Source organism: Streptomyces canarius (assembly GCF_014650735.1).
In the GTDB taxonomy this organism is placed as follows: Bacteria; Actinomycetota; Actinomycetes; order Streptomycetales; family Streptomycetaceae; genus Streptomyces; species Streptomyces olivaceoviridis.
The window spans coordinates 1-23,048 of sequence record NZ_BMVN01000024.1; the positions used below are offsets into that span (position 1 = coordinate 1).

At 70.5% G+C, this 23,048-nt stretch carries 20 protein-coding genes and 1 pseudogene; 15 read left to right on the forward strand and 6 right to left on the reverse strand.

The window, feature by feature from the left end:
- Positions 1 to 371 precede the first annotated feature (371 nt).
- Positions 372 to 947 carry an AMIN-like domain-containing (lipo)protein gene (locus IE294_RS28570; protein ID WP_189890811.1) on the forward strand — a complete coding sequence of 192 codons (576 nt, stop codon included), beginning with the start codon at positions 372 to 374 and terminating at the stop codon, positions 945 to 947.
- Between the two features lie 74 nt (positions 948 to 1,021).
- On the opposite strand, the gene IE294_RS28575 is transcribed toward IE294_RS28570, so the two are convergent.
- Both IE294_RS28575 and IE294_RS28580 read right to left on the reverse strand, forming a co-directional pair.
- The gene (locus IE294_RS28575; protein ID WP_189890813.1) at positions 1,022 to 1,699 is read right to left on the reverse strand and encodes a response regulator transcription factor; all 678 of its coding nucleotides are present in this window, start codon (positions 1,697 to 1,699) and stop codon (positions 1,022 to 1,024) included.
- Entirely contained in the window at positions 1,687 to 2,874 is a 1,188-nt protein-coding gene (locus IE294_RS28580; protein ID WP_189890815.1) for a sensor histidine kinase, read from the reverse strand. Before IE294_RS28580 ends, IE294_RS28575 begins: the two co-directional genes overlap by 13 nt.
- A 170-nt stretch (positions 2,875 to 3,044) precedes the next feature.
- Between IE294_RS28580 and IE294_RS28585 the strand changes: the two genes are divergently transcribed.
- Positions 3,045 to 3,305 (forward strand): hypothetical protein, encoded by a 261-nt coding sequence (locus IE294_RS28585; protein ID WP_229917387.1) that lies wholly within the window; start codon positions 3,045 to 3,047, stop codon positions 3,303 to 3,305.
- A gap of 29 nt (positions 3,306 to 3,334) precedes the next feature.
- Positions 3,335 to 4,075: a polysaccharide deacetylase family protein gene (locus IE294_RS28590; RefSeq protein ID WP_189890817.1), complete on the forward strand. Its 741-nt coding sequence runs from the start codon at positions 3,335 to 3,337 to the stop codon at positions 4,073 to 4,075.
- Positions 4,076 to 4,550: 475 nt separating this feature from the next.
- Here the strand turns inward: IE294_RS28590 and IE294_RS47875 are convergent, their stop codons facing one another.
- The gene (locus IE294_RS47875) at positions 4,551 to 5,051 is read right to left on the reverse strand and encodes an NAD(P)-dependent oxidoreductase (protein ID WP_229917388.1); all 501 of its coding nucleotides are present in this window, start codon (positions 5,049 to 5,051) and stop codon (positions 4,551 to 4,553) included.
- Between the two features lie 698 nt (positions 5,052 to 5,749).
- Here IE294_RS47875 and IE294_RS28600 point away from each other — a divergent pair.
- From IE294_RS28600 to IE294_RS28620, 5 genes and pseudogenes are all read left to right on the forward strand, one after another.
- On the forward strand, positions 5,750 to 10,510 hold the full coding sequence (locus IE294_RS28600; RefSeq protein ID WP_189890819.1) for a CHAT domain-containing protein: 4,761 nt from the start codon (positions 5,750 to 5,752) through the stop codon (positions 10,508 to 10,510).
- 40 nt (positions 10,511 to 10,550) lie between these two features.
- Entirely contained in the window at positions 10,551 to 10,979 is a 429-nt protein-coding gene (locus tag IE294_RS28605) for a hypothetical protein (RefSeq protein ID WP_189890821.1), read from the forward strand.
- Positions 10,976 to 11,632 (forward strand): hypothetical protein, encoded by a 657-nt coding sequence (locus IE294_RS28610; RefSeq protein ID WP_189890823.1) that lies wholly within the window; start codon positions 10,976 to 10,978, stop codon positions 11,630 to 11,632. The genes IE294_RS28605 and IE294_RS28610 overlap by 4 nt, the downstream gene beginning before the upstream one ends.
- Before the next feature lie 248 nt (positions 11,633 to 11,880).
- Positions 11,881 to 12,488, forward strand: a pseudogene (locus tag IE294_RS50145) (transposase); the annotation flags it as partial.
- Between the two features lie 704 nt (positions 12,489 to 13,192).
- Positions 13,193 to 13,630 carry a DUF2690 domain-containing protein gene (locus IE294_RS28620; protein WP_189890825.1) on the forward strand — a complete coding sequence of 146 codons (438 nt, stop codon included), beginning with the start codon at positions 13,193 to 13,195 and terminating at the stop codon, positions 13,628 to 13,630.
- A 123-nt stretch (positions 13,631 to 13,753) separates the two neighbouring features.
- Here the strand turns inward: IE294_RS28620 and IE294_RS28625 are convergent, their stop codons facing one another.
- The 3 genes from IE294_RS28625 to IE294_RS28635 form a co-directional block, all read right to left on the reverse strand.
- A complete protein-coding gene (locus IE294_RS28625; protein ID WP_189890827.1) occupies positions 13,754 to 14,035 on the reverse strand; it encodes a hypothetical protein in 282 nt (93 codons plus the stop codon).
- A 449-nt stretch (positions 14,036 to 14,484) separates the two neighbouring features.
- On the reverse strand, positions 14,485 to 14,979 hold the full coding sequence (locus IE294_RS28630; RefSeq protein WP_189890829.1) for a PaaI family thioesterase: 495 nt from the start codon (positions 14,977 to 14,979) through the stop codon (positions 14,485 to 14,487).
- A 25-nt stretch (positions 14,980 to 15,004) separates the two neighbouring features.
- Positions 15,005 to 16,192 (reverse strand): aminotransferase-like domain-containing protein, encoded by a 1,188-nt coding sequence (locus IE294_RS28635; protein ID WP_189890831.1) that lies wholly within the window; start codon positions 16,190 to 16,192, stop codon positions 15,005 to 15,007.
- 546 nt (positions 16,193 to 16,738) lie between these two features.
- Here IE294_RS28635 and IE294_RS28640 point away from each other — a divergent pair.
- The 7 genes from IE294_RS28640 (at position 16,739) to IE294_RS28670 (ending at position 22,829) form a co-directional block, all read left to right on the forward strand.
- Complete coding sequence (locus IE294_RS28640) at positions 16,739 to 17,458, forward strand: Phenylacetic acid catabolic protein (RefSeq protein WP_229887159.1); 720 nt, start codon at positions 16,739 to 16,741, stop codon at positions 17,456 to 17,458.
- A gap of 85 nt (positions 17,459 to 17,543) precedes the next feature.
- Positions 17,544 to 18,656 (forward strand): radical SAM protein, encoded by a 1,113-nt coding sequence (locus tag IE294_RS28645; RefSeq protein ID WP_189890833.1) that lies wholly within the window; start codon positions 17,544 to 17,546, stop codon positions 18,654 to 18,656.
- Positions 18,657 to 18,714: 58 nt separating this feature from the next.
- Positions 18,715 to 18,960, forward strand: a complete 246-nt coding sequence (locus tag IE294_RS28650) for an acyl carrier protein (RefSeq protein WP_189890835.1) — start codon at positions 18,715 to 18,717, stop codon at positions 18,958 to 18,960.
- Complete coding sequence (locus tag IE294_RS28655) at positions 18,953 to 20,167, forward strand: beta-ketoacyl-[acyl-carrier-protein] synthase family protein (protein ID WP_189890837.1); 1,215 nt, start codon at positions 18,953 to 18,955, stop codon at positions 20,165 to 20,167. The genes IE294_RS28650 and IE294_RS28655 overlap by 8 nt, the downstream gene beginning before the upstream one ends.
- 21 nt (positions 20,168 to 20,188) lie before the next feature.
- Positions 20,189 to 20,998 (forward strand): enoyl-ACP reductase FabI, encoded by an 810-nt coding sequence (gene fabI / locus IE294_RS28660; protein ID WP_189890839.1) that lies wholly within the window; start codon positions 20,189 to 20,191, stop codon positions 20,996 to 20,998.
- The gene (locus IE294_RS28665; RefSeq protein ID WP_189890842.1) at positions 20,995 to 21,936 is read left to right on the forward strand and encodes a beta-ketoacyl-ACP synthase 3; all 942 of its coding nucleotides are present in this window, start codon (positions 20,995 to 20,997) and stop codon (positions 21,934 to 21,936) included. Before fabI ends, IE294_RS28665 begins: the two co-directional genes overlap by 4 nt.
- Positions 21,933 to 22,829, forward strand: a complete 897-nt coding sequence (locus tag IE294_RS28670) for an alpha/beta hydrolase family protein (RefSeq protein ID WP_189890844.1) — start codon at positions 21,933 to 21,935, stop codon at positions 22,827 to 22,829. The genes IE294_RS28665 and IE294_RS28670 overlap by 4 nt, the downstream gene beginning before the upstream one ends.
- Positions 22,830 to 23,048: the final 219 nt, after the last annotated feature.

Genomic DNA, 23,048 nt, shown 5'->3' on the forward strand with positions numbered 1-23,048 from the left:
CGACTACCAGCGCAACCAGCTACGGGACGACGCCACCATCCTGCTCTTCGAATGGCGACCGCGGCCCCAGTGACCCGGTACGCGCCGGGCCCCACCGTTTCCGGCGCTACCGCGCCCCGCCCCCACCGTCCCGACGGAAGTCCGGTGACGGGCACCCGCAGCTTCGCCGAGTCCGTCGGCGGCACGCTCGACGACGAGACATACCTGGGGCCGGCCTGATCGTCATGCCCGCCGTACGGACGGCACCGCAGGGAATCTCACGGACGGCAAGATTCCCCATTTGCCCCTGTCTGGCGTACAACCTTCCCGTGCGGCGGCCCGTCTCACCCGGCATCAGGGTTCCACGACCAAGCTCGACCAAGGGGGACAGGATGCGACGTATCAAAGCGGCAGTGGCGGTGCTCGCGCTCGCGGGCGCCACACTGTGGACGGCGGCGAGCACCGCGGGCGCGGCCCCGGCGGAGGCGCCGCGCGCGGCGGTGGCCTGCCCGACGGGCTGGGGCAGCGGCGCCAAGAGCGGTACCGCCACGGGGGCCGACCACCTGGAGGACATCAGGACCGGACAGCACGAGTGCTACGACCGCATCGTGTTCGACGTGCCCGGTGGCGGCGACCGGATCGGCTACCAGGTCCAGTACGTGGACCGGTTCTACGCGGACCCCTCGGGCGCGTACATACCCGTTGCGGGCGGGGCGATCCTCGACATCCGCGTCGGCGCGTGGAGCTACGACCTGGAGGCCGGCGCGCCGACCTACCCGGGGAAGGTGGGCGAGGCCCTGCCCGGCGTGAACATCAGCGGGTACAGCACCTTCCGGGACACCCGGTTCGGCGGCACCTTCGAGGGACAGACACAGGTCGGCCTCGGTGTACGCGCCCGACTGCCCTTCCGCGTGACCCAGCTGGACGACCGGGTCGTCGTCGACGTGGCCCACGGCTGGACGAGTTAGCCCCATGCCCGGCCCGGCAAGGGGCGCCACGGTCCTCGCGTCCCTCGCCGCCCGGCCCGATCCTGTACCGCGGGTCAGACCAGGCCGGCGCGGTACACCAGGAGGGCGATCTGGACGCGGTTGTTGAGGCCGAGTTTGGTCAGGATGTGAGACACATGTGCCTTCACCGTGGGCAGGCTCATGAAACACGCGGTGGCGATCTCCGCGTTCGTCCTGCCCTCGGCGACGGCGATCGCCACCTCCCGCTCCCGGGGCGCCAGCAGGTCCAGCATCGCTTCGGCCTCCGTGCGCCGGGTGCGGCGGTCCGGACCGGAATCCGCCGCCGGGGCGGTGACCGCGTTGATCAGCTGCTTGACTGCCGCTGACGACAGAACGGGCTCACCGGCCATCACATTGCGCACGGCGGCGACGATCTGCTCCGGCGGGGTGTGTTTGAGCACGTATCCGGCGGCCCCGGCGCGCAACGCGTCCAGGATGTAGCCGTCGCTGGTGAAGGTGGTGAGGATCAGCACCTCGGGTGGGTCGACGCGTCGGCGCAGCGCCGCGGTGGCGGCGAGACCGTCCATCCTGGGCATACGTATGTCCATCAGGACGAGGTCGGTGTCGTGCGCGTCGACGAGGGACTCCACGTCGACGCCGTCGGCGGCCTCCGCGACGACCTCGATGTCGGAGGCCGCCGACAGCATCAGCCGCAGGCCGGAGCGGACCAAGGGATCGTCGTCGACGACGGCCAGGCGGATCACGTTGTCCATGGCAGCCAGATCTCGAGGCGGAATTCGGTGGGGGTCTTCTGGTGGTGCAGGCGCCCGCCGGCGAGGTCCACCCGTTCTGCCATCCCGATCAGACCCTGGCCCGAGCCCGGTGCGGGCCGCGCGGGATCGGCCGGCAGGGGATTGGTGACGGCGATGGCGAGTCCCGCCCGCGCATCTCCGGTCAGGGTCACATCCACGGGGGTGCCGGGCGCGTGTTTGCGATGGTTGGTCAGGGCTTCCTGAAGCAGCCGGTAGGCCGTCCGGCCGACGGCCGGTGACATGGTGTGCGGCTCGTCGAGTTGCTGCCGCAGACGGAGCTCGACGCCTGCCGCCCGCGTCTCCTCCACCAGATGCGTCACCTCGGACAGCGTGGGCTGTGGAGGCTCGGTATGATCACCGATCGTCGGGGCACGCAGTACGCGCAGGACATCCTGAAGGTCCTCCAGCGCCTGATTGGCGCTGCTCCTGATGACGCCGAGCGCGTCGGCGAGTTGCTCCGGCAGCATGTCACGGTTGTACTCCAGTGCGCCGGCGTGCATGGACAGCAGCGACAGACGGTGTGCGAGTACGTCGTGCATCTCCCTGGCGACTTCCTCCCGGGCCCGCTGCTGCGCCAGCCGCGCGTGTGTGACCGCCTCGGCTTCCGCACGCAGCGCCCTGTCACGCAGCCCGGCGACGGCCAGGCCCCATCCGACGGTGCCCGCGACGAGCGTGACGGTGGAGAGGACGGTCGCCAGCCCCCGCAGGCCCAGGTACGGCGTGAACGCGGTGTGGAACGCCAGCGGAACCAGTACGGCGGCGGTGACCCACCCGGTGATCCGGGCGGAGCACGTGTTCGCGACGGTGAAGAGGCAGACCAGTACCGGGACGACGAGGGGCCATCCAGCGCTCAGCAGGACCAGGACGAGGGTCAGGGCCACAGGGTGTCGTCTGCGCAGCGTCAACGCCGCGCACGCCAGCAGGGGGACGACGCTGCCCTGTGTGACGGATTCCCAGGCGAACGGCAGTGACCGGTTCAGTGCCCCCTCCAGAGCTCCGCCGGCGAACTGCGGATAGACCGTCAGCCCTTCCTGCCTCGCCCGGGCCACGAGCAGTGTGAGACCGGCGCCGGCGGCGGCCACAGCCAGATCCACGGCTCTTGGATGCGCCCGCCACGCCTGTCGTATCTCCGTCACGAGAGCAACCGTAGGCCATCCGCCCGTCGGGATCATCGCCTCCGCGTCCCGGACGACTCCTTCTATACCAAAGTATAGGTACGTCCACCGGTGGCTCATTCTTTGGAACACGTGCAGCTACAGACTCTTTGCCGATTCCACGGCGCCCGCAGATTCCTACCTTATTCGGCATGGAAACAAGTGACATTCGCAAGGCATTGTCCGCTGGTCGTGGAATCCCGGCGGTCTGCGTCGTGATCGGCCTCTGCCTGACGGTGGTCGGCGTCATCGGCCTGACAGAGCGCGTGCTCGCACATCTCTCCGTGCTCCTGGGACAGTTCCCCGCCGCACGTGACGTGTTCCCCCTGCTCCTGGGCCTGGCATTCGTCGCAGTCGCGGTTCTCGCCCGTCGCCGGACGCGCACAGCGACGCGGGCGCGGGCCGAGCAGTGAATCTGGCACGACACACCCTGCGTCGGGGCATGCTCACCCTCGTCGCGGGCGCCTGTCTGTTCGCGGGCACGGGATGCAGCACACTGCACGGCGTCACCTCCCCGCGCAGCGCACGCGAGGAAGCGACCGCCACCGAATCGGCGCCGAAGGGCGAGCGACCTGACTGTGACGTACTCAAATGTGTCGCGCTCACCTTCGACGGCGGCCCGAGCAAGCCCACTCCAAGGCTGCTGGACATCCTGAAACAGAAGAAAGTGCATGCCACCTTCTTCCTGCAAGGGAAAGGCCATACGGACACCTATCCCGAAACCGTTCGGCGCATGGCGCGGGAAGGACACGAAATAGCGAACCACACGTGGTCCCACAAGGTACTCACCGAGCTGGACCCGAAGGCGGTGACCGCGGAGATGACCCCTGTGCAGGAGGAGGTACGCCGCATCACCGGCCACACCCCCCGGCTGATGCGCCCTCCGCAGGGCCGGACCGACGACAAGGTCTCCGCGGTGATGAAGAAGCTGGGTCTGGCGCAGATCCTGTGGAGCGTCACCGCCAAGGACTACGAGACCACGGACACGGCCCTGATCGAACGGCGGGTACTGGACCAGACGGACCGGGACGGGATCATCCTGCTGCACGACCGCTACAAGGGCACCATTCCCGCTGTGCCGGGCATCATCGACGAACTGCACGAACGTGGCTACACCATCGTGACCGTCTCCCAGCTCATGGCCCCCGCGTCGCCCCAGCCCGGCAGGGTGTACCGACCATGACCGACCCGGGGCTTCCCACGACGGGCGCACATCCGGCCAAGCGGCACGGCGGCCGGCGTAGCCGGTCGGTCCGACGTCACTGTGGGTGTCGCGACCACGTCGACGGCCCGGTGCCGCTCGCCGCCGGCGCCTCAGCCGCCCGCCACTGACGACGCTACGTGCGGCGGGCCCACCACGTGGCGGGCCCGCCGCACGTACACCTCGGCACTCGCGCCGCCCCCGTCCGGCGCGGTAGGTGCCGGGGGAATGCCCCACGCTCAGAGAGATCGCGCGGTTCCGGCGCGGGAGCGGCGGGCGAGTGTCGGAACATGCCCCGCGCACGTCATCCTCACCGACGAGGAGCACCACCGATCAGCAGGGCGCCTGGCCGGACCAGCAGGGCGAGGCCAGCGGGTCGACGATCTGATCAAAAACGTTCCGCCACGACTGAGCCATCTCCTACGGTCGCTCACACCCGCTCGTCGCTGGACGAAGCTCAACGCCCGGGAGAGGTCAGAACCGTGTTCTCAAGGGGCGCCCCCTCGGCGTAGCGCCGCAGCTGCCGCCGGAGGAAATCCCGGGAAGCATCCTCGAAGGCGTCCGTGAACGCTCCGACGTGCGGGGTCGGCAGCGCGCCGGGCAACTGCCACAGGGGGTGGCCGGCGGGCAGCGGCTCGGGCTCGGTGACGTCGAGCGCGGTCAGCAGCCGACCGCTCGCCACCTCGCTGGTCAGCGCGTCGGTGTCGACGAGTTCGCCTCGGCCGACATTGACGACTATGGCGCCGTCCGGCAGCAGGGCGAGGGGCCGTGCGTCGAACATGGCACGTGTCCGGTCGGTCGCCGGCGCACACAGGACGACCGCGTCCACGGCCGGCAGGAGGCCGTGGAGGGCTTCGGCGCCGTGAACCACGTCCTCCACGGTGGTGCGGGGCGTGCGCGCGAGTCGGACCACCGTGCAGCCGAACACCCCGAGCCGTTCGGCGACGGCCCGGCCCACCGGCCCCTGCCCCCCACCAGGACACACTTGCCGCCGAGAGTCGTGAGACCGCGCGGCTTCCACTCCTCGCGGCTCTGCTCACGCGCGAACCGGCCGATGCCGCGGGCGGAGGCGATGAGCAGGCCGACGGCCAGTTCGGCGGTCGGACCGGCGTGCACTCCGCGTCCCGTGCACAGCCGGGCACCGGACGGCAGCAGATCCAGGTGGGGGAGTAGGTAGTCGTACCCGGAGCTGAGCACCTGGAGGACGTCGAGGCCGCGGCTGCGGGACAGCGTCTCGACGAGCGAGCCGTACCCGGTCGTGCCGGGGAAACCGGTCAGGAAGCGAACGTCCTCGACGGGGGTCGGGTACACCGCCGTGCCATCCCAGTAGTGACAGTCCAGTTCCCAAGACCGCAACCATCTACCTCGTCGGACTTGAGAACAGTCTCGCCCCGGCACCGGTGAGCGACCACGTCATGCCGTCACGAACACCGACCGCAGTACGGGGAGGCACGTTCTCGGTAGTCTGGGACGATGGGGGAGGAGCAGACATCCGACGCAGTACTGGACCCGGCCTCGGCCATCCGGAGGCGAATCGCCCTCTTCCGGACGGAGAGTGACCCCCGGCACCTGACCGATCGGCAGGCTGAGTCCGAGCTCACGGCGGCCATGTCCGCGGCGATCCGCGTGGGCCGAACAGGCGAACCCGAATGCGACGTGGCCACACTGGCGGAGTTGGCCCGGTTCCGCTTCTGGCGCGGTGTGGTGACCGGCACCCTCTTCGGGCAGGTCGAAGCCGACGCAGCCGTCGGCTTCTTCCTCGGTCTGCGGCAGACGTCACCGGCTCTGATCCCCGCCGAGGTGGCAGAGGTCGTCGGGACCCTCGCGACGAACGCGGGCCACCGCCTGCGCTGGGCGGTCGACTGCGCCGGAAGGCTGCTGGCCCTCTTCGATGGCACCGACCTCGGCCTCGTCGACCGGGCGATCGACCGCGTGCTGTGGGCCCTTCGGACAGCGCCGCCGGATCCCGCGGGCAGGATTCCCGCCCTCGGGCGCTTGGGGCAGGCCTACCACGAACGCCACAAGGCCACCGGGGACGTGGCCGACGGGTGGAAGGCCGTGTCGACCCGGCGGGAAGCCGTCCGTCTCTCACCGCCGGGCAGGGACCGGGCACGTAGGCTCTCACTGTTGGCCGACGCCCTGCTGGCCGTGTACGAGCAGACCGAAGAGAGGGCGTGCCTCGAAGAGGCCATCCGGAGCCTGGAAGAGTCCATCGCCACCACACCACCCGGCGACCAGTTCCTCTGGCTGAGGTACAACCGGCTGGGGCGGGCGTACCGGCGGCTGGCCGAGACCACGGACTCACCAGCCGACTTCGACGCGGCCGTGCGGTGGAGCCGGCTGGCCTGCGACACGATCGACGGCTCCGACGCGGACCACGCGTCTGCCCTGATGACGCTCGACAGGAGCCTTCGAGCCCGGTACGCGAAGACTAGCGATCGGACCGACTTGGACGAGGCCGTCGCGTTGTGGCGGACGGCGCTCGCTCGCATGCCGAGGGACGACGCCCGGAGGGTCGACTTCCTGGTGGACCTCAGCGACGCCCTCTACCACCGCTTCGACAAGGAGGGTGACCCGGCCGATCTTGAAGGGAGTGTCCAGGCGAGCGAGGCCGCGGTCGCCGAGGCGACGGAGGGCAGCCCCTCGCGGGTCCGGGCCCTGTCCGATCTCTGCTATCGGCTGCGCCGCCGGTTCGAACACGGTGGTGACCTCGCCGACCTACGACGAGCGGATCACGTAGGGCGTCTCGCGGTCACGCTGACCTCGCTGGGTGACGGCGAGGCCGGGATGGTCACCTACGCGAATCTCCTCCATGCCGACCTCGCCTTGTACGACAAGACGCGCGAACTGTCCTGCCTGGACGAGGTGCTCGATCTCTGGACGGCCATCCTGGCGGCAACGCCGGCCGACCGTGCGGAGCGGGTCCCGCGACTCGCTGGGAGACTGCACGCCCTCGCACGTCGCTTCGAGCACACCGGTGACCGGGCCGACCTGGACCGGGTGTTCGAGGCCGCCCGGGAGTGCCTCGCCGTCACCCGTCCTGACTTAGGGCAGACAGCCGAAACACTGCTGCGGATCACCCGCCATATCGATGCCCGGGCCGACGAGACCAACCGCCCGGCCGACGTCGGGCTCGGAATCGACAACGCCAGGTTCTCGATACGATCGCGCAGCGCGGCCGACCTCGACGTCATGGACACCCTCGTCGACCTGGCCAGATCGATCGCACCACGCACCGCGGCCGACGAGAGTGACCGCGAGATCCGTCAGACCTTCCTCGCGTTGGCGCTCGCCACCCGCTACCGGATCACGGGCTCGCCCGAGGACAGTGCCGAGTCCATCAGGCTGCTGAGGGACGTCATCACCACTGCGGAGCCGGACGATCCGCAGTTCAGCGTCTGCCTGTCGAACCTCGGGGACGCGCTGCTCGACAGGTTCCTCAGAGACGGCGATGCGACCGACCTCGACGCCGCGGTCGAGGCCCATGAACGGGCCTTCCACGCAGTGCTTCCGACCGCCCCTGACCGCACGGAACACCTCCCGAAGCTGGCCCGGGCCCTTCAACTCCGTTACGACGACCGCCGGGACCCCGGCGACCTGGAGCGCGTCGTCGCGGTCGTCCGAAACGCGGTGGCCGACGGGCATCCGTCGCCAGACTGCCGGCCGGCGAGCCTGTCCGAACTGACCAGAGTCCTCGTCTGGCGCTCCCACCACACGAGGAACACGGCCGACCTGGACGCGGCGGTGGCCGCCGGGCGGGAAGCAGTGCGTCTCGACGCCGCGAGCGCGGCCCCGTCCACCACGTCGCTCTCCCGCCTCGCGTCGGCACTGTTCATCAGATACCAACAGACCGGGAACGCCGCAGACCTCGACGAAGCGATCTCGGCCCTGGAGACGGCCCTCGCGGACATGCCCGACGGCGACGGGCACCGCCCGTCCAGCCTCTACAACCACGCTCTCTGCGTGCATGCCCGGGCTCTGCTGACCGGATCATCGACGGACTTCGACCGATCCGTGGCCGAGCTGCGCGAAGTGACGGGTGCACGATCGCCCGACGACCCGGCGCGCTGGATGGACTTCTACAGCCTGGGCCTGGCGCTGCGGGTCCGGTATGTGCACCTCGGCGACGACCTCGACATGCACGCGGCGGTCGAAGCACACCGCACCGCGCTCCAGGGGGCGTCCAGAGATCCGTTGGCGCGGGCGCTAACCGCCGTCGGACTCGCGAACGCACTGAGCCAGGTCTACGAGTGGACCGGCGACCGCGCGGTCCTGGACGAGGCAATCGCGTTGGCCGCCGAGGCAGAGCACGACTTTCCGGATCACGGGATCATCGGCAGCCAGCCGCTCTCGATCTTGTCCTGGCTCCTCTACCTGCGGGTCGACCTCCCCGGTGAACCCGATCCCACGGACGTCGCCGAGATGCTGCGGGTCAGCAAGCGGATGATCGACACGGCTCGCCCGGGCTCCGCCGATCACAGCCTCTTCCTCCGGAGCCGGGCCGTGGCGCTGGCCATGGCAGCCCGGGTCAGGCGGGACACGGCCTTGCTGGACCAGGCAGTCACCACCGCCAGGCAGGCCGTTGAGGCCGCCCGGCCCGGGGACGCCCGCCGCGCCGAATGGCTGTGGTCTCTGGGCAGGATCCTCCAGCAGCGCCATCGGGTCACCGGGGACGGCGCAGATCAGGCGGCCACCCTGAGGAGCTGGCGCGAGGCCGCCCGGGACCCCTACGGCAACCCGGACATGGTCACGCGGTGTGCGGTCCATGCCGGCCGGCTCGCGGCGCAGCTCGGCGACATCGACGGAGCGGTCGCGGACTACGGTCTCGCGGTCCGGTACCTGCCGACGGTCGCCTGGCACGGCATGCGGACCGAGGTACGCAGCGACACCCTGCGTAAATGGTCGGGTCTGGCCTCCGAAGCCGCTGGGGCCGCGATCGCCGCCGGACAGCCTGCGACCGCGGTCGAAATGCTCGAACAGAGCAGGTCGGTCATCTGGACCCAGGCACTGCGCCTCCGTAGCGACCTCGGCGATCTGGCCCGCTCCCACCCCGCTCTGGCCGAGCGGCTCACGATGCTGCGGACCCGGCTCGACGCGTTCTCACCCCTTGGCGGGCTCGACGCCTCCTCGCCCCTGGGCCGGTCGCACCCCCTGACAGCTCGGGCCGACGGGATTCAGGGGCCGGTGTTCGCAGCGGAGGCATACGAGCGCCGCCGGGAGCTGGCCCGGGAATGGGACGAGACGGTCGAGCGGGTCCGCCGGATCGAAGGATACGAGCACTTCCTCGGGCCGACGCCGTACGCCGAGCTGAAGCATGCCGCAGCGGAGGGTCCGGTAGTCATCGTGAACGTCAGCGGACACGGGTGTCATGCTTTGGTCGTCCGCGAAGAGGAACCCGAACCCGAGGTCGTGGAGCTCCCCGGGGTCTCCACGGACAGCGTGTCCGACAAGGCCTCGGACCTGTTGTCCGCCCTCTGGGTGCAGACCGACTCCAGCGCGTCGTTCCTCGCCCGTGAGCGGGCCCGGCACCTCAACCACGACGTTCTCGGCTGGTTGTGGGACGCCGTCGTGGGACCGATCCTGGCACGCCTCGAACACACCGCCCGGCCGCACCCCGTCCAACCGGCCGGTGCGCCGCCGCGGTTGTGGTGGTGTCCGGTCGGACTGCTCAGCCTGCTGCCCCTACACGCCGCGGGCCACCACCCCCGCCACGGTTCGGCAACCGGTTCCGACGGCATGTGGACCGCGGACCTGGTGGTCTCCTCGTACACGCCGACGCTGGCCGCGCTGTCCCGCAGCCGGACCCGGCGCTCGGAGCCGACCATGCGACGGCACCTCGCGATCGCCCTTCAGGAGACCCCCGGGCTGGCCGTGCTGCCCGCGGTCGCCGACGAACTGGCCGGTCTGCGCCGGCACGCCGTGCGCACGACCGAGGTGGTGAGCCTGGTCGGGTCGGCGGCGACCCGGCGGGCCGTCCTCGACGAGCTCCCGGGCTGCAACCGTATCCACTTCGCCTGCCACGCGGCCCAGGACTTCGTCGATCCGGCCGCGAGCGCTTTCAGCCTCCACGACGGTCCGCTGTCGATCGCAGACATCGCGGCGGTGGAACTCGGGGACGCCGAGCTGGCGTTCCTGTCGGCATGCCAGACCGCCACGGGCGTCCCGGACCTCGCGGACGAGGCGATCCACCTCGCGGCAGCGGTACAGCTGACTGGCTTCCGACACATCGTCGCAACCAGCTGGTCCGTCGGCGATACCTCGGCGGCGGCCCTGTCGGACCACTTCTACCGAGAGTTGGCGTCGTCCGACAGCGGCGCGGAGCCCGCAATGGCGCTCCACCGAGCCGTTCGCGCGCTTCGTGACAGCGACCCCACAGAACCCGTGAAGTGGGCGTCGTACGTCCATTTCGGATCCTGACTCCTCGCATCCCCCAACCCATGTCCCGGCAGAGGTGATCATGACGCAACAGCCCCAGCCTCCCGTCCCCTATGAACAGACATCGGACTACCGCTGGACCGAGGCCGCGTTCCACCTGCTGGAGTCGGGTTCCCTCACCGCGTCGGTGGCGGCCAGCGACAACATCTCCTCGGCCGTCGTCGAAGGCGTGTGCCCGCGCTGTGTGCACCACTTCACCGACCGGCGTCCTCTGACCGCCGTCACCAACGGGCTCGGCGGGAGCCGCGCGGGCGTGCCAGGCAGCGGCGGCACGGCCTTGGTGGAGCCTGCCGGTGCGTATCCGCCGGTCGTGCTGGACATCACCTGCTCGTGCGGTGTCCCGCACCCGACCGGGCCGGGGGCCGCCGACGCCAGTGCCGCCGGCGGCTGCGGCGTCAGCTTCCGCATCGAGCTCGCCGCCGACCATGGTCCCCTCGGCGGACGGCCGTGACCAACACGTCCCTGCGACCGCGGCTGCCCGAGCGTCCGCCGACGCCGACGGACCTGACCGAGCGTGACCGCTTCGCCGCCCTGGCCGAAGCCTCCCTGCCCACGGTCCGCGCCAGCGCGGAAGCCTGGCGCAACGGCCTCGCCGCCTTCGTCACGCTGGTCACCACCGGCGTGGTCATCAAGGGCCGCGACACGACGGCCCAACTCACCCTCGGCTGGCGCATAGCTGTCACCCTCCTCATCGGCGGCGGCATCGCGTTCTGCCTGGCAGGGCTCTGGCAAGCCCTCGCAGCGCAGGCCGGCACCCATGAGGGCACCGTGACGCTGGCGGACATCCACCGCCGCCACGCATCGGTCGCGGCTTACCAGATCGCCCTGGCCGACGCCGCGGCGGCCCGGCTGAGACGTGGCCGCGCGATCGTAGCCGTGGCGCTGGTGTGCCTTCTTCTGGGGATTGTCGCGACCTGGTGGGCCCCGGAGGCGGGCCAGGACCCGGCCGCGTACGTGACGGTCACGCACGACGGGACGTCGGCGTGCGGGACACTGGTGAGCGCTGATGGCGGGAGCGTGCGGATCCGCGTGGCGGGAACGGCGGAAGCGGTCGTCGTGCCGATGAAGAAGGTCACCGATCTGCGTGTCGTGTCCCGCTGCTAGACCGTTTTGTTCAGATGATCTGGTCGTTGGTCTGGTTGTGTCGTTGACTGACGCGCAGTGGGCACGGATCGAGCCGTTACTTCCGGACCGGAGCCCGAAGCGGGTGATTGGTGGAGGGATCACCGCGAGGCGGCAATCGGCGACTGGGTGGTGTCGGTGGGCTCCCCGTCGTCCGTGCGTACCAGCACGCCTCCGGGGCCCGCGAAAGAGGTTCCGGCACGTGAGCCGACCGACCGTGCCATCGGCCGTCCCGTGGAGGGCTGACCACGAAGATCCATCTCGCGGCCGACGGCCGCTGCCGCCCACTGGCGTTCGTCCTGACCGGCGGGCAGGCCAACGACGCGCCTGCCTTCGACAAGATGATGTGGCTCTGTTCACGAGAATGGGTTCTGGCTCACTTTCCGTGAAACAACATGCGGAGTGACGCTTGTCGGGCGGCCGGACTTTCCGTAACAGCGACAGGGAATGTGAGCCAGAACCTGTTCTCGTGAACAAAGCCAGTGATGGCACACCTGCGCGTTCCTCGTCGGCGGGCAGGCCCCGTACCCGGCCGGACGTGGTCCTGGCGGACAAGGCATGTTCGTCCCGCGCGATCCGCGAGTACCTGCGCAGCCGTCGCATCCGTGCGGTCATCCCGATCCCAGTGGATCGGAGCGCCCACCGGCTGCGGCGAGGCAGCCGGGGCGGTCGCCCTCCCGCCTTCGACCGTGAGGCATACAAGGAGCACAACATCGTCGAGCGCTCCATCAGTCGCTTCAAGCAGTGGCGAGGGATTGCCACCCGCTACGAGAAGACGGCGACCATCTACCTGGCTGGACTCCACGTCGCGGGCATCGTCCTCTGGTCAGCCCGCTGATCCAAACGAGACGGTCTGGACGGGGCCGGGAGAACGGCAACGCTGCGGGTGACCGCCTGGGGGAGCGACGTCGTGCGACCGGTTGGTGAGCGGGACGTTCCACCCCTGTCCGAGATCCGACTGGCGCTGAAGGGGAGGGATCTGAGGGACGTCCGCGGAACAGGAACGGCATCGATCCACGCGCTGCCAGTCCAGCCGTATCGCACCCCGGCGTCCCACGGTGGAAGGAGATGGGAGGGCACGGCACGACAAGCCACGGGCAGCGGTCAGGTTAGTCCGTGTGGGACGCGTCGGCCGCGTTCACCCGAACGGTTGTTGTCGGGGCGCCGGTTGCGAGCGGCTTGACGTCGGCCGCTGACGCGCTTCAGCGGCGTGATCTCACACGATCGGTGCTCGCGCGCACGGGCGTCATGGGGACGCGGCGGCTCGCCGAAAAGAAACACGAGGTGAGGAAAGGCGATCGAGGGCGTATGGATCCACCGGTGGGCGAGCTGATGAAACCGCCTGCATGCCCGGGGTACCCCGTGCCCCGGGCACCGTCTGGAATGAAGCCTTCGCACAGGTCATGGCCCGCACATCACTCCGGGGGGTGGTTTGCCCGTGCCGCTGTTGTGGGCGCTCCACCCGGGTGGCTATCAAAGGGAACGTCATACGCCGGATGCGATCATCCGCGCATTCTTGCCGGTATGCCGAAGGGACACCGCATGGCCGTTCGCCGCTCAGCCCTCTCCTCCCTCAGCGCCGCAGTTCTCGCATCAGCGTTGCTGCTCGTTCCCGCCCTGCCCGCCGCAGCCGCAGCGCCGACCTCATGCAGGGGTTCCTCATGCACGGGGAAGAACCCCCAGAGCGAGGGATGCGGCTCCGGCGCCAGGGTCATCGACCGGGTGCAGCCGGCGGGCGGTGGGCCGGAGGTGGAGCTGCGGAACTCGTCCCGGTGCAGCGCCGCGTGGGCGCGCATCCAGAAGGCCAACAGCAACTGGCGGTTCAAGATCGAGATTCGGCGCGGGAACTCGTACACGGCGAACGCCTCGCCCTCCTACGCCGCGTACACACAGATGGTCGGGTCGAGCAACGCCTACCGAGCCTGCGTGGAAATCTACGACGGCCAAGGGGGCAGCTGGTCCTGCACCGGCTGGCACTGACCCGCGAGGCGGGTTGGCGATGGGAAGGCGGCGAGCCCGCCTGGCCGGAGCGAGGGTGATCGCACCCGGGGTACGTCTTCCCGCCGACAGCAGACCGGGCACGTGCCCGGTAAGGGGTGGTGGTCAGTCGGCCTGGCCGGTGTGCCAGGGGTGGCCTTTGGCGACCATGCCGTCGGAGGCCCAGCAGAACAGCGGGAACCCGAGGTCGTGAAGCGCCTTGCGGGCTTCCACGATGTCCGGCTTCTCGCCGGTGACGTCCTGGACGAGGTCGCGGACGTAGTGGAGTGTCACGCCGACGAGGACGTACCAGCTTCCCGGTAGCCCAGTGGTGTGGTGGAGGGGGATGCGCCGGGAGGCAGCTGCCTCGACCTGCTCGCGGGTGAACGTGCTCAGCGTGGTAGTCATGACCACTCCTGGAATGCAACATTTATTGAACGGCGTGCTGATGGTACCGATGCCACGGGCACACCGAACGACACCGCCCGCGCCATGACGGCCCGTCAGGTGCGGTCAGGCGGGCCCGACAGCCCGCCACGGCTGAGCGAGCAGAGCCCACCGGCGCGGAGTGCGGTGCGCACGGCGATTCCGACGCCGCCCGTGAGAAGGTCCGCGGCAGTCCCGGCCGACCCGTACTCTGGTCGATCACATGCGGTGGCGATCACGACCTGCCCGGCACTCCCGCACTCCGGCAACTCCGGCGCTCCCGCGCGGCGTCGAGTCGGTTGTCGTCCAGCGGGGCCGGTGATGTCCGTCATGTGGATCACCGAGCCCCACCCGCGGCGGCACGGGACTCCAGCCCACGATGCCTCAGGCGAAGGGCAACAACCCCACGCCCCCGTGTCACTCCCGGCAGGCTACTCGGCGATCCGGCCGGTCGTGTCGTCCTCGCTCCGCGGGTCGGACCGGTGGGCTGCCGGGGGCACGGAGTATGTGACCGTTGCGGTGGCGGCCAGGGTGCCGGCGCTGTCGCGGAGTTCGGCCAGGACGACACAGAGGCTCTTGCCGAACTTGGCCATCTTCGCGTGCGTGCGGAGCCGGCCGGGGCGGGGACGGCTGAGGTAGCTGATCTGGAGCGAACTGGTCAGGGCCATGGGAGTGGGCCGGCCCAGGCGGGCGTTGATGAGGAGGAAGGCCGCCAGGTCGACGAGGGCGGCCTGTTCGGGGCCGGAGATGGTGCCGCCGGGGCGGGTGCGCAGACGGGTGCCGTCGGCCTCCATGGTGAGGTGGGTCGTAGTGGCCTCGGTGACGTGGCAGGCGGCGTAGTCCTCGAAGTCCCGCGCGACCAACTCGTTGAGCGCGGCCGGAGTCATCGGGGCGTCGTCAACCAGGGTGGCCGACTCGGTGGGCATGGGGATCCCTTCTGGGACGCGCGGGTTACGCGAAGGTCTTGGCCAGTCGGCGCAGGCCCTCGTTGATCTCCTCGGGAGAGTGCGTGGTGAAGGAGAGGCGCAGGGCGGCCGGGTCGGGGGTGCCGGCGAAGAACGGGGCCCCGGGGACGTAGGCCACCTCGTGACTGATGGCGACCTGGAGGAGCTGGGTGGCGTCGTGGCCCTCGGGCAGTCTGACCCAGACGAACATGCCGCCGGCCGGGTGGTTCCAGCGGCTGCCGAAGGGCAGCGCGGTGGGCAGGCCGCCCAGGAGGGCGTCGCGGCGTTCCCGGTAGGCGTCGCTGATGGTCCGGATGTGAGCGTCCAGGTCGTTGTCGCGCAGGTAGCGGGCGGCCACGGCCTGGTCGACGGTGGAGGTGTGCAGGTCGGCGGCCTGCTTGGCGATGACGCAGGACCGGCGGATGGCCGCGGGGGCGCGGAGGTAGCCGAGGCGCAGGCCGGGGGCCATGATCTTGGAGAAGGAACCGAGCAGGATGGTGCGGTCGGACGCGGCGGGGGACGCGGCGACCCAGGGCACCTGCTCACCGTCGTAGCGGAGTTCGCCGTAGGGGTCGTCCTCGACGATCCAGAAGCCGTGCCGGGCGGCGGCCTCGGCGACGGCGGTGCGCCGCGCGGCCGGGAGCGTGCGACCGGTGGGGTTCTGGAAGGTGGGGACCAGGTAGAGCAGTTTGGCCGGTTCGCGCGCGGCGATCTCGTCCAGGGCCTCGGGGATGATGCCGTCGTCGTCGGTGGGGACGGGGACGACACGGGCGCCGGCGAAGCCGAAGGTCTGGAGGGCGGCCAGGTAGCAGGGGTCCTCGACGAGCACGACGTCGCCGGGCTCCAGGACGGTCGTGGTGATGAGGGTGAGGGCCTGCTGCGAGCCGGTCGTGATCACCAGGTCGTCGGAGTCGGTCGGCAGTGCGCGCGCCGTGAGGCGCTGTGCGATGGCCCTGCGCAGATCGGCGTCACCCTCGGTGGTGGAGTACTGGAGGGCTCGGCGCGGGCCGTCGGCCAGTACGCGGTCGAAGGCGGCCCTGAAGCCGTCGATGTCGAACAGTTCCGGAGCCGGAAGTCCCCCCGCGAAGGAGATCACTTCGGGGCGTGCAGTGAGCGACAAGATGTCCCGGACCGGCGAGGAAACGACGTTGGCCAGGCGGGAAGCGACTGCGGGCGGGGGAACAGGAGGCTTCATGCGGCAAGCATATAGAGATCCAGGTGGCTGTCCAGGCCATGGATGGGGCGGGAGTCATTGCGTGAGAACAGCCGGATCCGCCCGCTCCGGTTCTTCTCCGGCTCAGTATTCGAGACTTCCATGCCGTATCGGGGGGTTGTGTACGGGAGCGTTTGACTTGTTTTCGGCGATGGAGTCCGGACGCACGCATCAGCCACGGAGGGTGGATCGTCGCCGCAGGTGGACGACGGTGGAAGGATCGCGTTCCGCGGGAGAGCGAGGGATCCTCCTTCGCGGTGAGGGTAGGGGAAGGGGTGCGATCCCGACATCTTTCGACGGCACGTCGGCCATGTTGGCCGAGAGTTTTCCATTGATTGGCCGACTCGGATGTGTCTATCGTCGGCCCATCCTGCCGGAAGAACGGTATTGACCGGCGGCACGGACAGTCGAAAACGGAAACGGGGGTTCCGTTCGGGCCGTGCACAATCCCCGTCCGTATTTCCTCCACCGAGTTGGGCGATCTCGCATGCCCGGACTCGGTGAGACGAGTGAGGGGCAGAAACGCGCATGTCATTCACCATTCCGAGCGATGAGGTCGTCGTCGTTCGAACTCCCGAGGAATTCCTCGCGATGCCCGAGGACTACCGGGAGATCGCGATCCGGGGAATGATCGTCAACACCGAGGGTGAACTCTCGGGCGGCGACGACTACGTACAGGTCTTCCTGCCGCTGGCACCGAACGCCGAGGAGCGGCAGGTCTGCGCGGAACGAGCGGTCGAGGAGTACGACCACTACAAGATCGGCAAGCGCATCCTCGGCGACATCGGCATCGACACGGCCTACATGGAGAAGCAGACGCTGGCCGAGCGGAAACTCTTCGCGGGCCACGAGTTCCACGAGTGCACCACCTGGGCCGAGCGCGGCATCTTCTCCTACATCGGTGAGGAGACGGCGATGGTGATGATCTCCGAGTTCGCGCAGAGCAGCTACAAGCCGTGGGCCGAGGCCGTCCGCACCATCATCCTCGACGAGAAGGTCCACATCGCGCACGGAGCGCGGGTCTGCCGCAACCTGGCGGCGACGGACGAGGGCCGCGAGGAACTACAGGGGGCGCTGGACCGGCTGTGGCCCGGTTTCGAGCGCATCTTCGGCAGCTCGCGGTCCGAGCGCTCCCGCATGGCCGTCCGGTACGGGCTGCGGCAGACGACGAACGGGCAGGCGCGGGACATCTGGCGGGAAAAGGTGACGCCGCGCATCAAGAACCTGGGGCTGAAGGTTCCCGAGTAGCGCGGGACGCGCCCGGAGTGCCACGTGCCGGAAGCGAACACATCAGCGCGTTCCGACGATCCCCGAGGACGAGGAGCACCTCCCCATGGCAACACCTGTCACGATCGGCAAGCGCCCCCTCACCCGTAGGGAGGTCAAGGAGCGCACGGCCGCTCTGCTGGCGGAGCGGCCGGACCTGGCCGACCGGCTGCACCGGCTGCGCCGGCTCGGACGTACCGTCCGCTCGTGCGAGGTCCACCTGACCAACACGTGCAACATCCGCTGCAAGGGCTGCTGGTACTTCGAGGGCGGCTTCGACACGGCGGTCAAGGAGCTGTCCGACGTCGACAAGATCAAGGCGTTCGCCCGGAAGCTGCGCGACGACGGCGTCAACCAGGCGACGCTGATCGGCGGCGAACCCACGCTGGTCCTGCGCCGGGTGGAAGCGTTCGTCGAGGAGCTTCCCTACATCACCATCTCCACCAACGGGCTGCGGCCGATGCCCATGCAGGGCTTCGAGCACATAGCGGTCGCCGTCAGCATCTTCGGCGGCGGGCCGCTGGACGACGACCTGCGCGCCATCCGCGTCAACGGGTCGAAGTTCACCGGCCTGTTCGACACCGCGCTGTCCCACTACCGCGATGACCCCCGGGTGCTGTTCATCTTCGCGCTCTCCGAGGCCGGCCTGCCCCACCTGGAACCGACGGTCCGGAAGATCGCGGACAACGGCAACATCGTCACGTTCAACTTCTACAGCGAGCACGGCTCCGACCACCCGATCCAGATCGAGAACGAGCGGCGGGTCCTGGAGGAGGCGCTGCGGGTCAAGGAGCTGTACCCGCAGACGGTGGTGAGCCACCCGTACTTCATCCGCACCCTCATCACCGGCACCTCCCACTGGGGCGCCCGTTTCGGGTACGACGTCTGCCCGAGCCTGAGCGTGGACCACCCGGCCCACGAGGAGCGCGTCGCCAACGGCAATCCGGTGATCCCCGGCTTCGCGGCCTGGGGCGCCGATTACGAGTCGCTGCAATTCTGCTGCACCTCCGGCGACTGCGGCGGCTGCCGGGACAGCCAGGCCGTCTACAGCTGGCTGGTGGTCAGCGCCCACCGGTTCCTGGACAGCGCGGAGCGGCTGGAGGAGTGGCTGGACATCACGGAGAGCTACTGGCGGCAGTGGCACTGGTCGCCGTTCCACGCCGCCAAGGCGGCGGCGTAGCCCACGAAGCGAGCGGCTCACACCCCACGACGTCCCGCACGAGAAGGGCCCATCACCCATGCTTGACCACGCCGCGATCGAGAAGTTCGTCCAAGACGCCCTGGTGGAACTCGGCGTCGACGAGGCGGACATCTTCCCGGAAGCCGCACTCGACGACCTGGAGATCGACTCGCTCGACATGGTCGAACTGGCGCAGACGATCAAGAAGGACCTGGAGGTCCCGGTGAAGCCGAAGGACTTCGACGGCATCGACACGGTCGGTCAGGTCCTGGGGCTCTGCTACCGGAAGGCCGGACTTGAGTGACGCCGCGACGGGGGCGGTGGTGACGGGCTTCGGCGCGGTCACCCCGCTCGGTGTCGGCGCCGACGCGCTGCACGAGCGGGCCGTCGCCGGGGAGAGCGCACTGCACGACGGGCTCGGCTCCTGCCACGGCTTCCGCGCCTTGGACCACCTCTCCCGTCACCTCGTACGCCGCACCGACCGCTTCACCCAGTTCACGCTGGTGGCGGCGGACGAAGCGCTGACGCGGGCCGGCTGGACCCCCGGTGGCATCCCGTACGACGCCGCGCGCGTCGCCTGTGTCATCGGCTGCGGACTCGGCGGCACGGCCAGCTTCGAGGCACAGGGCCCGGTCATCGCGGAGCAGGGTGCCGAGTACGTGTCGGCGCTGATGGTGCCGCAGATGATGGCCAACGCCGCCGCGTCGCACCTGTCGATGCGGTACGGCTTCAAGGGCGAGTCGCTGTGCGTGGCCTCCGCCTGTAGCAGCGGTGCGCAGGCCATCGGTACAGGGCTGCGGCTGCTGGCCGCGGGTGCGGCGGACGCCGTCGTGGTGGGCGGTGCGGAGGCGTCGACGTCGGAGCTCGTCAGCGCCGCCTTCCGCAACGCCGGGGCGCTTTCCCCCACCGGCCGCTGCCTGCCGTTCGACACGGACCGGGACGGCTTCGTCATCGGGGAGGGCGCAGGCGTCCTCGTCCTGGAGACGGCCGGCGGCGCCGCCCGGCGCGGGGCCGAGGTCCTCGGCGCCGTACGCGGCTATGGCGCCACCTCCGATGCCCACCACCTCACCGCCCCCGACCCCGGCGGCGGCCCGGCCGCCGAGGCCGTCACCCAGGCCCTGTGCCAGGCCGGGACGGCACCCGGAGAGCTGGACTACCTCAACGCCCACGGCACCGGCACCCTCCTCAACGACCGGCTGGAGTGCGACGCCCTGCGCCTCGCCCTCGGCGGCGACGCCCTGGCCCGCATCCCGATGTCGTCCAGCAAGGGCAGCCTCGGACACCTCTTCGGGGCGGCCGGAGCGGTGGAGGCCATCGCCACCTTGCAGGCGCTGCGCCACGGTGTGGCGCCGCCGACCGCCGGTCTGCGGCAGCCGGACGAGAGGCTCGGCGAGCTGGACCTGATCCGGACGGCACGCGAACTGCCCGGCGGCGACCGGCCGCGGGCGGGCCTGTCGACGTCGTTCGGTTTCGGCGGCCACAACGCGGCGCTCGTGCTCTCCACCCCCTGACAGAGGAAAGGCCACAGCGTGATGCTCGGTTTCGAAGGACGCCGCTATCTCGTGACGGGGGTCCTCAACGACGACTCCATCGCCTGGCACACCGCCAAGGCACTCCAGGAGACGGGCGCCGAGGTACTGCTGACCGGGTTCGGCCGGACGCGACGGATCACCGAGGCCGCGGCGGCCGGACTGCCGCGCCCCACCGACGTCCTGGAACTCGACGTCACCCGGCCGGACGACCTCACCCGGCTGGCCAAGGACCTGGAGAGCCGGTGGGGCGCGGTCGACGGCGTCCTGCACGCCATCGCCGCCGCCCCCCGGTCCGCACTGAGCGGCAACTTCCTCACCACCCCCGTGGAGAGCGCCACCCACGCTCTGCACACCGCGGCCGTCTCGCTGCACGGGCTCACCGTCGCCCTGGCCCCGCTGCTGGCCAGGAACCGGGGCAGCGTCGTCGGGCTGGACTTCGACTCCTCCGGCGCCTGGCCCGGCTACGACTGGATGGGCGTCAGCAAGGCCGCGCTCGGTGCCGTCTGCCGCTATCTCGCCCTCTACCTCGGGGACAGCGGCATCCGCGTGAACCTCGTCGCCGCCGGACCCGTCGAGACGGTCGCGGGGTCGGCCATCAGCACCTTCGACACCATCGCCGACCGCTGGGAGCAGGAGGCGCCGCTCGGCTGGGACCGCGCGGACGTGCGGCGCCTCACCGGGCCCGTCCTCTTCCTGCTCTCCGATCTCGCCGCCACCGTCACCGGTGAGATCGTGCACGCCGACGGTGGTATGCACGCCGTCCGCATGGGCGTGGGCGGCCAGACCTTCCGGAAGGAGGCCGCACGATGACAGCGGCGATCACCGGCATCGGGGCCGCGCTGCCCGAACACACCGTGCCGAACAGCTACTTCGAGGCGATCGGTTCGTCCGACGAGTGGATCGTCAAACGGACGGGGATCAGGGAACGCCGCTTCCTGCCCGAGGACGGCCGGCTCGCCGACCTCGCCGTCACCGCCGCCCGAACGGCGCTGCGGCAGGCCGGACGGGACGCCGCCGATCTGCGGCACATCGTCGTCGCCACGACCACCCCCGACCGGACGACGCCCGGGCTGGCGGTGGAGGTGGCCGCACGACTCGGCACGCCCCAGGCCGCCGCCTTCGACCTGCACGCCGCCTGCGCCGGATTCGTCTACGCCCTGGACCACGCGACGGCGCTCATCGAGTCCGGACGGGCGGAGGCCGTCCTCGTCTGCGGGGCGGAGGCGCTGACCCGCATCACCGACGCCGCGGACCGGTCGACGGCCGTCCTGCTCGGAGACGGCGCCGGCGCCGTCGTCCTCACCGACCTCCCGGACGCCCCCGTCGCCCCCGCCTTCCACCTGGCCTCCGACGGCGAACACATCGGGCTGCTCTTCGCCGACCGCCACGAACGCAAGCTCCGCATGGACGGCCCGGAGATCTTCGTCCACGCCGTGGACAAGATGAGCGACGCCACCCGGCGGGTGCTGGAGCGGAGCGAGCTGACCTGCGACGACGTCGACCTGTTCGTCGCCCACCAGGCCAACGCCCGCATCGTGAAGGCCGTCGGCAAGGAGATCGGGGTGCCGCCCGAGCGTCTGTTCCTCAACGTCGACCGGGTGGCCAACACCTCCTCGGCGTCCATCCCCATCGCCCTGGCCCACGCCCAGGAGGACGGCCGGCTCGGGCCGTCCGGGGTGCTGGGCGTGGCCGCCTTCGGCGCGGGCATCACCTGGGGCGCCGGCGTGCTCGGCTGGCGGCTGGGGTGAGCGCCAGGCGACCCCGCCTGCCGCTGCTGGGCGACATCACGGCCCCCGACGGCGCGCGGCTCACCGTACGGGTGCAGGCGCGGGACGACGAAGCGGCTGCCCCCGTCGTCGTCCTGCTGCCCGCCATGGGGATGCCCGCGCGCAACTACCTCCCGCTGGTGCGGGCACTGCACCGGCAGGGCATGACGGTGGTGACGACGGACCTGCGCGGGCAGGGCGAGAGCGTACCGGTGCCGGCGCGTGGCGTCCGGTTCGGCTACCGCGAGATCGTCGAGCACGACATCAGAGCCGTGCTCGACGTCGTCGACGCAGCCTACCCCACGGCCCCGCGGCTGCTGCTCGGGCACAGCCTGGGCGGGCAGCTGGGGCTGGTGCACTGTGGGCTGTTCCAGCCGTCGCACCTCGACGGCGTCGTGCTCGTCGCCAGCGGCTCCGCCTGGTACCGGGCACTGGGACGCAACGGGGCGCGCTGGCTGGTGCGCGGTCAGCTCAGCGCCGCCGGGGCCCGGATGCTCGGGTACTGGCCCGGGGACCGGTTCGGGTTCGGCGGGCGGCAGCCGGCACGGCTCATGCGGGACTGGGCACGGCAGATGCGCACCGGCCGCTACACCGTGCCCGGGGCGCACGCGGACTACGAGCGCGCACTGCGGGCGGTGACGCTGCCCGTCCTCGCCGTCGACGTCGAGAACGACACCCTGGCACCGCCGACCGCCGTGGACCACCTGTGTGCCAAGATGCCCGCCGCCCGCATCGAACGCCTCCACTACACGAGCGCCGACGCCGACCACCGCCCACTGGACCACTTCCGCTGGATACGGCACCACGGCGGTCTCGTCGAGCGCATCGGAGCCTGGGCGGCGCAGGTCACCGCCGCCCCGGGCCGGGCGGCCTGATGCCGGGGGAGGCGCCGTCGTCGGATGGGATGCCGGCGGGCGGCGATGCGGGTGGCGCGGAACGAGTCGCTGCCGTCAGGGTGCGATGCGGGCGGACGAGAACGCGGGCGGCGCGGGCCGCCACCGCCTCGGGCCGGGAGGCGGATGCAAGGTCCGTTGCCGCGTGCGCGCCCCGGCACCCCGGGTGTCCCGCCCGTGTGCCGCACAGCCTCCCGCCGG